Source organism: Aeromonas sp. MaB10011B (assembly GCF_017939325.1).
Taxonomy (GTDB): Bacteria; Pseudomonadota; Gammaproteobacteria; order Enterobacterales; family Aeromonadaceae; genus Aeromonas; species Aeromonas caviae.
Window position 1 is genome coordinate 129357 of sequence record NZ_JAGKRK010000078.1, and the last position, 11749, is coordinate 141105.

General features: G+C 62.0%; 12 protein-coding genes. 5 read left to right on the forward strand and 7 right to left on the reverse strand.

The annotated features are described in order from the left end of the window. Positions 1 to 45: 45 nt before the first annotated feature. Positions 46 to 1608 carry an AbgT family transporter gene (locus J9893_RS18225; RefSeq protein WP_210600117.1) on the reverse strand — a complete coding sequence of 521 codons (1563 nt, stop codon included), beginning with the start codon at positions 1606 to 1608 and terminating at the stop codon, positions 46 to 48. A 154-nt stretch (positions 1609 to 1762) separates the two neighbouring features. Beyond that, a complete protein-coding gene (locus J9893_RS18230; RefSeq protein ID WP_210600126.1) occupies positions 1763 to 3703 on the reverse strand; it encodes an EAL domain-containing protein in 1941 nt (646 codons plus the stop codon). Positions 3704 to 4025: 322 nt separating this feature from the next. On the opposite strand from J9893_RS18230, the gene J9893_RS18235 reads away from it, so the two are divergent. The 4 genes from J9893_RS18235 (at position 4026) to J9893_RS18250 (ending at position 7134) form a co-directional block, all read left to right on the forward strand. After that, positions 4026 to 4574, forward strand: a complete 549-nt coding sequence (locus J9893_RS18235) for a DUF2982 domain-containing protein (protein WP_234888573.1) — start codon at positions 4026 to 4028, stop codon at positions 4572 to 4574. 82 nt (positions 4575 to 4656) lie between these two features. Next, positions 4657 to 5601 carry a LysR family transcriptional regulator gene (locus J9893_RS18240; RefSeq protein WP_210600116.1) on the forward strand — a complete coding sequence of 315 codons (945 nt, stop codon included), beginning with the start codon at positions 4657 to 4659 and terminating at the stop codon, positions 5599 to 5601. Between the two features lie 46 nt (positions 5602 to 5647). Then, a complete protein-coding gene (locus J9893_RS18245; RefSeq protein WP_041211557.1) occupies positions 5648 to 6670 on the forward strand; it encodes a response regulator in 1023 nt (340 codons plus the stop codon). 32 nt (positions 6671 to 6702) lie between these two features. After that, positions 6703 to 7134, forward strand: coding sequence for a PAS domain-containing protein (locus tag J9893_RS18250; protein WP_039038700.1), 432 nt, complete (start codon positions 6703 to 6705; stop codon positions 7132 to 7134). Between the two features lie 63 nt (positions 7135 to 7197). Here J9893_RS18250 and ltaE read toward each other — a convergent pair whose 3' ends face one another. From ltaE to J9893_RS18265, 3 genes are all read right to left on the reverse strand, one after another. After that, complete coding sequence (gene ltaE / locus J9893_RS18255; RefSeq protein ID WP_210600115.1) at positions 7198 to 8214, reverse strand: low-specificity L-threonine aldolase; 1017 nt, start codon at positions 8212 to 8214, stop codon at positions 7198 to 7200. Between the two features lie 86 nt (positions 8215 to 8300). Further along, entirely contained in the window at positions 8301 to 9008 is a 708-nt protein-coding gene (locus J9893_RS18260; RefSeq protein WP_210600114.1) for a short-chain dehydrogenase, read from the reverse strand. A 75-nt stretch (positions 9009 to 9083) separates the two neighbouring features. After that, positions 9084 to 9491 (reverse strand): transcriptional regulator, encoded by a 408-nt coding sequence (locus J9893_RS18265; protein WP_039038703.1) that lies wholly within the window; start codon positions 9489 to 9491, stop codon positions 9084 to 9086. A 166-nt stretch (positions 9492 to 9657) separates the two neighbouring features. Here J9893_RS18265 and J9893_RS18270 point away from each other — a divergent pair, with 166 nt between their 5' ends. Beyond that, positions 9658 to 10557 (forward strand): aldo/keto reductase family oxidoreductase, encoded by a 900-nt coding sequence (locus tag J9893_RS18270; protein WP_210600113.1) that lies wholly within the window; start codon positions 9658 to 9660, stop codon positions 10555 to 10557. 69 nt (positions 10558 to 10626) lie between these two features. On the opposite strand, the gene J9893_RS18275 is transcribed toward J9893_RS18270, so the two are convergent. Both J9893_RS18275 and J9893_RS18280 read right to left on the reverse strand, forming a co-directional pair. Further along, the gene (locus tag J9893_RS18275; RefSeq protein WP_029314670.1) at positions 10627 to 10905 is read right to left on the reverse strand and encodes an RNA-binding protein; all 279 of its coding nucleotides are present in this window, start codon (positions 10903 to 10905) and stop codon (positions 10627 to 10629) included. A gap of 212 nt (positions 10906 to 11117) precedes the next feature. Beyond that, positions 11118 to 11660 carry a hypothetical protein gene (locus J9893_RS18280; RefSeq protein WP_210600112.1) on the reverse strand — a complete coding sequence of 181 codons (543 nt, stop codon included), beginning with the start codon at positions 11658 to 11660 and terminating at the stop codon, positions 11118 to 11120. Positions 11661 to 11749: the final 89 nt, after the last annotated feature.

Here is an 11749-nt window from a genome sequence, read left to right on the forward strand (position 1 = left end):
CACTCTACCCAAAAAAATCGGGGGGCCCAAGGCCCCCCGTCACCCTCAAGGGGCAGGATAGACATAGGGGGCCTGCAACCCAAGCGGGAACCCCAGCGCCCAGTAGATCAGCAGGAAGCCCGTCCAACTCACCAGGAAGGCCAGGGAGTAAGGCAGCATCATGGAGACCAGGGTGCCGATGCCTGTGCTCTTTACATACTGCTGGCAATAGACCACCACCAGGGGGAAGAAGACCATCAGCGGGGTGATGATGTTGGAGGCGGAATCCCCCACCCGATACGCGGCCTGAGTCAGCTCGGGCGAGATCCCCACCGCCATCAGCATGGGCACCAGGATGGGGCTGATGAGGGCCCACTTGGCGGAGGCCGAGCCCACCACCAGGTTGACGGTGGCCGTCAGCAGTATGATGCCGACGATGGTCACCTCTCCCGGCAGCGCCAAGGCGTGAAGCACCTCGGCACCGGAGAGCGCCAGCAGGGTACCGAGGTTGGAATCCCCAAACGCCTTGATGAAGAGGGCGCAGAAGAAGGCCATCACCATGTAGGAGCCCATCTTGTTCATGGTGGCCGACATGGCGTCGATCACATCCTTGCCGCTCTTGAAGCTGCCGGCGACAAAGCCGTAGACGATCCCGGGCAGGATGAAGAGCAGGAAGATGAGGGGCACGATGGACTTCATCACCGGTGCGGCGAAGGTGGTGAGGGAACCGTCCGGTGCCCGCATCGGCGAGTCGCCGGGGGCCAGCGCCAGCCCCAGCAGCACCACGGCCGCCAGCATGGCGAACCCGGCCCAGTTGAAGGCCCGGCTCTCCTGGGCGCTGTAACGACCCATCTCGTCGGCGCTCTCCAGATCCTCGTTGAGGGGCACTTGCTTGAGGCGCGGCTCGACAATCTTCTCGGTGACAAACCAGCCCACGCAGATGATCAGCAAGGAAGAAGCACCGGTGAACATGATATTGCACAGGGTGTTGACCATGTAGTCAGGGTCGAACAACTGGGCTGCAGACTGGGTGAAACCCTGAAGCAGCGCATCCCCGCCGGAGGGCAGGAAGTTGGCGGCAAACCCGCCGGAAACCCCGGCAAAGGCTGCGGCAATCCCCGCTAGCGGGTGGCGACCCGCTGCATGGAAGATGATGCCGCCAATGGGGATCACCAGCACATAGCCCGCATCGGCGGCGGTATGGCTGACGATGGCCACCAGGATCAGCATGGGGGTCAGAAAGCGCGCCGGCGTCACCTTGAGCAGCTTCTTGAGCCCGGTGTTGATGAAACCGGACTGTTCAGCCACCCCGACCCCCAGCATGGCCACCAGCACGATGCCAAGGGGAGCAAACCCGGTGAACGTGGTAACCATGCTGGCGAGAAAGTCCGCCAGCCCTGCCCCGGTCAACAGGTTGTTGATGACCACGGCCTCTCCGGTGCGGGGATTGACCAGATCGAAGGAGAACTGGGAGCCTATCCAGGAGCCGACCCAGACGATCAGCAAGGCATAGAGGAAGAGCATGGCGGGATCCGGCAGCTTGTTGCCCGCCTTCTCCACCCCGTTCAGAAAGCGGTTCAACCAGCCGTTGGGAGGGGCCGGACGCTCGTTCACTGCAGCTTGACTCATTATGGTGATACTCCATTACCAAGGAATGAGCGCGCATACTAGCGATAACGTCTAATGGATCCCATGATATGAGACAAAAATTCGATTAATTATGTTTAATTTGGCATCTCGCACTTCATTAATGGGAGATGCCGCACATTTATCGACAACTTGCTCAATGGTTTGCGAGGGGATAGCGACCCAGCCGGCACTGTACTGCGAACCCCGCCGCCGCCACCTCTTCCGGTGTCATGGGACGGCTGAACAGGAACCCCTGGAAGACGTGGCAACCCTGGGTCTGCAGGGCCGCGAGCTCGTGCTCCTCCTCCACCCCTTCCGCCAGGATCCCTAGCCCCAGACTGGTGGCCATGGCCACCGTCGCCCGGATCACCGGCAGGTTGAGCCCCACCACGAAGGAGCGGTCCAGCTTGATGGTGTCGATGGGCAACCGGTTGAGGTAGGCCAGGGAGGAATAGCCCGTCCCGAAGTCGTCGATGGCGATCTTGATCCCCTGCTCGCTCAGGGCGTCGAGGATCTCGATGCACCCCTTCATGTCGAGCATCAGCACCGTCTCGGTCAGCTCCAGGGTCAGCAGCGCCGCCTCCACCGAGAATGCCTCGAGCAGTTGGGCCACCAGCTCCGGCAAACTGGCAGAGAGCTGGAAGCCCGAGAGATTGACCGACACCGGCACCCTCACCCCGTCCTGTCGCTGCCACTCCCCCATCTGGGCCAATGCGGTGGAAAGCACCCAGCTTCCAATTTCCCGGATGAGCCCCATCTCTTCGGCCAGCGGAATGAACTCCGCCGGCGACACATGGCCGAGCACGGGATTGTACCAGCGTACCAGGGCCTCGAAACCGATGACCCGACCTTGCGCCACATCCACCTGGGGCTGATAGCGCAGGCTGAGCTCCCCCCGACCGACGGCCTTGGCCAGAAACTGCTTGAGGGTCAGCTTGCGATGCAGGCTTTGCTGCATGCTGGGGGTGAAGCGCTGCCAGCGAAGCCGCCCCATCTGCTTGGCCTGGTACATGGCCATGTCGGCACGGGTGATGAGGTTGTCGCCGTCATCCGCGTCGTCCGGGTAGATGGCGATGCCGATGCTGCCGCCGATGGTGACCTCGGGGACACCACTCAGCTGCAGTGGTTTGCTCATCTGGGAGAGCATGAGATCCGCCACCTCCTGGGCCCGATCGCTCGCCTGGTTGAGGGGCACCAGGGCGGTGAACTCGTCCCCGCCAAGGCGCGCCAGCTCCACGTCCCGCGGGCAGATCTGCTTGAGCCGTCCGGCGACCCGCTCCAGCAGGCGATCCCCTGCCTTGTGGCCGTAGTTGTCATTGACCAGCTTGAAGTTGTCCAGATCCATGAACACCAGGGCAAAGCGCCCCCCGAGGCCGCAATAGGCTTCCAGGGATTTCATCAGGCCGTAGCGATTGAGCAACCCGGTGAGGGAGTCGTGCCAGGCCAGGTGGCGATGCTCCAGCTCTTCGAGCTTGCGATCCGTGATGTCCCGCATGGTCAGCAGGATCCGTGCCCCCTGCTGGATATGGCGAAACTGGTACTGGAACCAGCGCATCCCCTTCTGGGTGCGACACTCCCCTTCAGCCACCACTTCGTCCAGACGGGAGAGGCGACGATAGAAGGCCTCGTCCGCACCGGAGAAGATCTGGGGCAGCGTCAGAATGCCGGTGCCAAAGCACATGTCGAAGTGATGGTTGCTGCTCTCGAGGCGCCCCTCGTTGTCAAAGAGACAGGCCAGGGTGTCGCCGGTGGCGAGGGAGGATTCCTGATAGAGGGTGTCGGCATCGATGACCGCTTCCGCCATCATCATCTGCCGTCCGGCAAGCTGGATCCCGGAAAGACGCAGATAGACCTGCTTCTTGACCCCCTTGGGCGAGAGGGTCCACCACTCGTTGTAACTGCGCTCCTGCTGGAAATCGCCGAGATAGCGCTGCAGCAGCAGATCGATGGCGGCGGCCATGTCGGCGGAGAAATCCCGGGACTTCAGCTCGGCCAGGGAGCTCGCCTCCCAGAGCCCGAGGGCAGCATCGTTGGCCCAGTAAATATGATGACGCTGGATGTCATAGACCCAGACCGGCGTGTGGAGGACATCCATCACGGTGAGCAGGCGTTCGTCTAGCGTATTCATGTTGAGTGATGATTCATGCTGAAAGCTCATGGTCGAACCAGTCGCTTGCGCCCCCTGACAGGAGCATTCGCGCTGGTACAAAATCCGTTCCGGCCCATAATCGGATAACAAACGGATGAAAAAAGGCCGAAATCATATGAAAACGCTACATGTGATCCCCATGGTAAGAAGAAATGGACTCACACTGGTATTGTTGGGCATGGTGATAACCATTGCTATGATTTTTATACTTTTTTTTCTTCGTGAACAACTACTAATCCCCGCCATTTCCCTCCTCCTGGCGGGCCTGATGACAATTCTTGTCGGGGCTTGGAAACTGGGTGAGCCTCATTTTAGTCTCTCTTTGTGTCAGGACTGCCTGCAATACCATCACAAGTACGGCGGCTGGATCCTGAAATGGAGAAATATTCAGCGAATTGACCAACCACGTATCCATTTGGGGTGGGATCTGGTGGAGCTGCCCTACATCGGTTTGAAAATAAAGGATTACGACGCTTTTTTGACGCTGATCACACCCCGGCTCGCCGTCCGTCTGCTCACCGAGCAGCGCGCCGTGCTGATGCAGGCCATGCGAAGCGAGCGCTCCGACTGCCCGACCGGAGGGTGCGGCAGTGGGCTCCTGGGAGAGGGACTGCTGGAGGAGAGCCGCTTCTGCTCACCCGCCGGCCAGCGCTATGAGGGGGTGATCGCCATGCTCGGCAACCGGATGGCACGGCTGCGAGATCTGCTGGGGTACGATCTGCTGGTGCCCGACAACAGCCTGGACAGATCCCCGGAAGATTTCGTCCATCTGCTCCAGCAATACCAGCGCGAGTCGAATCTAATCCAGATCAATTAAACGCCGGATTGCGCTTGCCAAGCCCGGTGACTCTTCATAAGGTCACTGGCTTGTTACAGCCAGAACACCCCCTAAAACCGCTATGAAGTACATCGAAGAGTTCTATCTGTTCGTCAAGGTGGTGCAAGAGGGCGGTTTCTCCCACGCCGCCGCTGCGCTGGGCATGCCGACCGGCACCATCAGTCGACGTATCTCCCAACTGGAAGAGCAGCTCGGATGCAGCCTGCTGCACAGATCCACCCGCAAGCTGCGCCTCACCGACGAAGGGCTGCGCTATTACGAGCGCCTCTGTACCCCCCTGGCGGAGATAGAGCAGGCCACCGGCGAAATTCGGGGTGAGGAGGCGGACATCAGCGGCCTCATCCGCCTCGCGGCCCCCATCGCCCTCTCCAACACCATCCTGGTCGACATGCTGGTGGACTTCGGCCTGCGCTATCCCGGGGTACAATTCGACATCCGCCAGTCCAACGATCATGCCCTCCAGGCGGATCAGGACAGGGACCTGGTCTTTTTCAACGGCGAGCTTCCCCAGACCCTGCCCAACGCCCTCTGTCTGGGTCACATCCAGTACGGTCTGTTCGCCTCCCCCCTCTATCTGGAGAAGATGGGTGTGCCCTCCCACCCAACCCAGCTGGAAGAGCACGATCTCATCTACTGCTGGCCCCACCAGCACTGGCAACTGAGCGGGCGGGACGAACAGACGGTCTGCATCAAGCGCACACCCCGCCTTTGCATCGACCAGACCCAGGCCGCCGTGCGGGCAGCCCAACGCCACCTCGGCATCGTCAACGCCCCGCAGCACTATGTGCACCCCTTCCTGCAAGATGGTCAGCTCGTCCCCGTCCTGCCTGACTGGCAGTCGGGAAAACGTCCCTTCTACATGCTCCATTGCCAGCCCCGGTTCACCCCGTTGCGTGTTAAGATGTTCGCCGATTTCGTCGAGAAACATTCCGAACGCTATCGCACCCGTCAGCAGAACGATCAATTTTCACCGGCGCAACCGCTGCCCGTTGCATCTGACGGCTGATGACCCACACTTAGCGCAATCCTCGTTGCACAGGTCGGCTAACACTATGAATGTATTGATATGTGATGACTCCGGGTTCGCGCGCAAACAGCTGGTGCGCGCCCTGCCCGCCGATTGGGGTGTCACCTTGCACCAGGCCGCGGACGGACTGGAAGGGGTCGAGCAGATCCTGATGGGGCACGGGGACCTGATCTTTCTCGATCTCACCATGCCGGAGATGGACGGATATGGCGTGCTCGAGACCCTCAAGCGAGAAGGGGTGCGCAGCAAGGTGATCGTGGTCTCCGGCGACATCCAGCCGGAAGCCCATGAGCGTGTCATGGCCCTTGGCGCCCTTGATTTCATCAAGAAGCCGGCCTCCCCGGACACCCTCCTTGCCCTGCTCAAGCGCCACGGTCTGTGGCAATCGGCCACCCAGGTGACGGCCATCCAGCCCCAGCCCGTCGCCAGCCACCAGGCTGCCCAGAGCAGCATCCAGTTCACCCCCGAGCTGCGGGATGTCTATCAGGAGCTGGCCAACGTCGCCATGGGCCAGGGGGCGGATCTGCTGGCCCGCCTGCTCGGCGCCTTCGTGCTGCTCCCCATCCCCAACGTCAACGTGCTGGAGGTCTCCGAGCTGCACATGGCGCTCTCGGCCGCCGCCGAGTCGGAGACGCTCTCTGCGGTCTGCCAGGGCTTCATCGGGGCCGGGATCGCCGGGGAGGCCCTGCTGCTGTTCCACGATGCCAGCTTCCAGGACCTGGCCCGCCTGATGAACCATCAGGGGGAGCTGGATCACGGCGCCGAGCTGGAACTGCTGATGGACACCGCCAACGTGCTGATTGGCGCCTTCCTGCGCGGCTACGCCAACCAGCTCGACACCCCTTTTAGCCAGGGTCACCCCGTGGTGCTGGGCCAGCACAGGCCTATTCAGGATCTCATTCGGACCAACCAGAGCCGCTGGCGCCGCACTCTGGCCATCGAGATCAACTATCGGGTGCAGGGCTATGCGGTGCAGTGCGATCTCTTGCTGCTGTTTACCGAAGATTCCATCGCCACCATGAACAACAAGATCATGCACATGCTCTGACCGCCCCGCGGCAGCAACCACCAGGAGTGACCATGGACATTCGGGAGTTTCATTGGCTGATGAACATCGTCCAGAATCTGGACGTGGGGCTGGTCGTGCTCGACAGGGAGTACCGGATCCAGGTGTGGAACGGCTTCATGGAGAGTCACAGCGGCCGGCTGGCAGGCGAGGTGCGCGATCAAGGGCTGTTCTCGCTCTTCCCCGATGTGGACAAGGCCTGGTTCGAGCGCAAGGCCAACATGGTGTTCAAACTCAACAACCGTGCCTTCAGCACCTGGGAGCAGCGCCCCTACCTGTTGCGCTTCTCCAACTACCGCCCCATCACGGGATCTGCCCCCTACATGTACCAGAACCTGACCCTGGTGCCGCTGGCCGACTTCGCCGGAGAGGTCACCCATCTGGCCATCATGATCTATGACGCCACCGACGAGGCCATGCTGATCACCGGCCAGCGCCAGGGATGACCGACCCTGCCATGACAACAAGGGCGCCTAATGGCGCCCTTGTTGTTGCGATGGGGAATGGCGTCAACCACTCAGATACTCGGTGAAGGCGTCTATCACCTCGTCGATGTCATCGTCGGTGATCTGCAGGTGGGTCACCAGCCTGAGCTCCCCGTAGCCGGAGAAGAGAATACCGCGCTCCTTCATGAAACCCAGCAAGGTGGCGGGATCCCCCTGGGTCAGGCGCAGGAATACCATGTTGGTCTGCACCTCCCCCATGTTGAGTGTGATGCCTGGCAACGCGGCCAGCCCCTCTGCCAGACGCCTGGCGCGGCGATGATCATCCGCCAGCCGGGCAACGTGCTGATCCAGCGCGAACAGGGCGGCCTGGGCCAGGATCCCTCCCTGGCGCATGCCGCCCCCCAGCATCTTGCGCAGCCGTCTGGCGCGGGCGATGAACACAGCCGATCCCACCAGCAGGGAACCCACCGGCGCCCCCAGTCCCTTGGAGAGGCAGACAGAGATGCTGTCAAAAGGCGCCGCGATGGCGGCTACCGGCTCCCCGATCGCCACCACCGCATTGAAGAGGCGAGCCCCGTCCAGATGCAGCTTCAGCCCCTTCTCGTCGACGAATTCGCGCATGGCGCGCAGGTAGGTCAATGGCAGCACCTTGCCGTTATGGGTATTTTCCAGGCAGACGAGGCGCGTCTGGACGAAATGGGGATCATCGGGAGCGATGGCCCCCCGCACATCCTCGATGGCCAGGGTGCCGTCCGCCTGCATGGGGACGGATTGCAGGGCCACCGAGCCCAGCACGGCAGAGCCCTGGGCCTCGTAGCGATAAATGTGGGAGGCCGCCCCCAGCACGGCCCCTTCCCCACGCTGGCAGTGACTCATCATGGCCAGCAGGTTGGACATGGTGCCGGAGGGCACGAACAGGGCCGCCTCCTTGCCCAGCATTTCGGCGCCGCGGCGCTCCAGCGCATTGATGCTGGGATCTTCCCCATAGACATCGTCTCCCACCTCGGCATGCAGCATGCTCTGGCGCATGGCTTCCGTGGGTTGGGTCACGGTATCACTTCGTAAATCGATATAGCGCATGTCATCCTCCTGATGCAGGACGATGACATTAACCAGCCGACACCCGGCTGGCAAGAAACGGCAAGCGGGAATGTGAGCCCGGCGGCTCACCAGGGCAGCGACTGACCCTGCAGATCCACGAAACGGCCCGAGTGCGCGGGCGTCAGTGTGGCCATCAGATCCAGCAGGCGGACGGCGACCTCGGCGGGATCCTGCAGCAGGGCGGGATCCATCTCCTGAAGAAAAGGTTGCTGCATGGGGGTATTCATGAGGCCGGGATGCACGGTGATGACACCGGCGCCTGGAAAACGTCCGGCCCACTCACCCGCCAGGATCCGGGATCCCATGTTGAGGGCGGCCTTGCTCATGCGGTAGCTGTAGTGGCACATGGCCTCCTCACCCCCCTCCTCCAGGCTTCCCGCCCGATCCGAGAGGGTGCAGAGCCAGAGCGTGCTCTGGGGCATCATGCGCCGGCTCAGATTGGCACCAAGGGCCAGGTGGGGCCAGGCATTGGCCAGCAGACTCTCTTCGAGCCATTGGGGGGTCACCTCCTCTACCCGCCGCTCCGGCATGTGGGCAAGATCATGGAGCAGGCCTATGGTGTTGATCACCACCGTCGGCAGGGTGGTGCTGTCATAGAGGGTGAAGAGGGCCTCAAAAGAGAGCGGGTCCACCTCCTGCAGCGGAAAGTAGCAGGCGGGATCCAGCCCCCTGGGCAGTTGCCTGCCCGCCAGCAACCACTCTTCGCCCCGTCTGGCCAGCTCCCGTGCCAGCGCACTGCCCAACCCGCCACTGCCCAGGATCAGATAGCTCATCTGCGTGTCCTTGGATTTGATCACTGCTTAGAGGGTATCAGAAGAATGGCGGACTGCCGGGAGCCCCCGTCAGGCTCAGGCCTCGGCCAGATGGCGCCCAAACTCCCGCGCCCGGGCCAGGTCCAGAAAACCGTCCGCCTGCTTGTGGCTGCGCAGGAACTGGTAATAGGCGAGCAAGGTCACCAGTTGCTCCTCGTCCGGCATGGGCTTTCCCGGACGGGTCTCCTGCACCAGCGCCCCCGCCGCCGCCAGCGCGTCCCTGTCCACCACCTCGGCCTGACGATAGAGATACCCGCAACCGGTGGCGAGCCACTCCAGCGAGCAGTTGGCCCCCATGGCAATCTGGTTCGCCTTGCCAAGGCCGGGCTCGGCCCCTTTCAGATACTTGCGGATCAGGGCTTCACTCAACCCCACCTTGCGGGCAAAGGCGCTCACACTCCCCTCCCCGATAAGACTTTGCAGCCTGGCGGCAAATCCTTCCATCACCCCTTCTCCTCTCACTGACACCGGGATCTTGACCCGTCGGAGTCAGAACCATAGTTCGAATTCGCGAAGGGGGCATTATTGCCTTGTCCGCCGGAAGAGACCAAGATGCTGGCACATGATTTTGCCCCTTTCTTTTCGCATTTTTATCTCCAGAGGAGTCACCATGTCCGTATCCCGTCTGGCCCTGCACGAGCAAGGCCCCACCTTTTCCCGCCTCATCATGGGCTACTGGCGCCTGATGGAGTGGCAGCTCTCCCCCGCCGCCCTGCTGGACCTGATGAAATATCACCTTGATCTCGGGGTCACCACCATCGATCACGCCGACATCTACGGTGGCTACCAGTGCGAGGAGGCCTTCGGCCATGCCCTGCGCCTGGAGCCCTCCCTGCGCGATCGCATGGAGATCGTCAGCAAGTGCGGCATCGCCCTCACCGCCAATCCGGCCCACGCCCTGAATCACTACAACACCGGCAAGGGACACATCGTCGCCAGTGCCGAAGCCTCCTTGCAAAAGCTCGGCACCGATCATCTGGATCTGTTGCTGATCCATCGCCCCGACCCCTTGATGAACGCCGACGAGGTGGCCGACGCCTTCATCACCCTCAAGCAGGCAGGCAAGATCAAGCACGCCGGGGTCTCCAACTTCACGCCCCACCAGTTCGCCCTGCTGCAATCCCGCCTGCCCTTCCCCCTGGTCACCAACCAGCTGGAGATCTCCCCGCTCCATCAGGAGGGGACGCTGGATGGTGCCCTGGATCAATGCCAGCAACTGCGCATCAAGCCCATGGCCTGGTCCTGCCTTGGCGGCGGGCGGCTGTTCCATGCCCCCGACTATGCCACGCTGCGGGCGGAACTCGAGCAGATCCGCCAGGAGGTGGGCGCCGACTGTCTGGAGCAGGTGGTCTACGCCTGGGTGATGATGCTGCCGAGTCAGCCGCTGCCCCTCATCGGCTCCGGCAAACGGGAGCGGATCGCCGCCGCCGTGGCAGCCGAGTCCATTGAGCTCACTCGCCAGCAGTGGTTCCGCATCCGCAAGGCCGCTCTGGGTTACGACGTTCCCTGAGTCTGCACCAGACCCTGAAAACAAAAACGGCATGGAGGATTCCATGCCGTTTTCCGTTATCGAGACGATTCAACGATGGCGCTGGGGGCGACCACGGGGTGCATCCGTCTTCGGTTTGGCCTGATTGACCGTGATGGTGCGGCCGCCGACCTCGGTGCCGTGCAACTCGGCGATGGCCTTCTCGGCCTCACCATTGACCGGCATTTCAATGAAACCAAACCCCTTGGACTGACCGGTATCGCGGTCGATGATGATATCGACCTTGTCTACCTGCCCAAATTGGCTGAACACGGTTGTCAGTTCGTCGGCCGTCATCCGGTACGACAGATTACCTACGTAAATCTTCATGCCATCCACTCTCGATTCAAGGTGCCTTATCTATGCATCCACCGACCTGGGAGTAAGGGCACAACCCCCCTGCCGGACCAGCCACGGCATCATGCCATGGCACTTCCAGCTTCGTATCCCAAGTCCTTGATCTCTTGGGCTATCGGAGCAGGAAAGATCAAATCGAATCAGAGGCAGTATCTGAGCATTGGGATGAATTGTCGAGAAAATAGTCAGGCCGGGTGCAGCTCGGCCAGCAATGTGCCGAGGGCACGACGCCCATGCCAGGCACGTTTGAACCCGAATCGATAGACCCCGGGGGCCACTTCGTGAGTCCCTTCCCGGGACAACCCGAGCAGGCTGGTGGCCGTCGCCAGGGTCACCTCATCCAGCCCGAGATCCAGGCTGAAATCGAGCCACTGACCATCGTGTCCCACCTTGCGATCCCGCTCCATGCCCACCAGCACGGCTCTGGGCAGCGCCAACGCCCGGTCTTCGCCGCCATTGAGCAGATAGAGATGGCGTTCATCCCAGGCAAGCTCCGCCAGACGCCAGCGCTGCCAGCTGCGCGGCAACACCATCATCACCAGCACGATACCGCCAAAGACCACCCCGACCCAGGGCAGCAGGCCCATGTCGGGATATCCCAGCCAGAGGGCGGCCACCACAGTGGCGAGACTCGCCAGCAACAGGCAGATCATGACCCCGTAAAACCGCCGGGCCGGGGGCATCAGCCAGCTCACGTTCTCTTGCGCTGCCAGCTCACTGACTCTCATCTTCTCTTCTCCTTCTGTGATGCGAACGGCCCTGCCGTCGCTGCGTTGCCGCGCATTGTGCGCGAGCGACGCGCCGCGATGCAACCGCC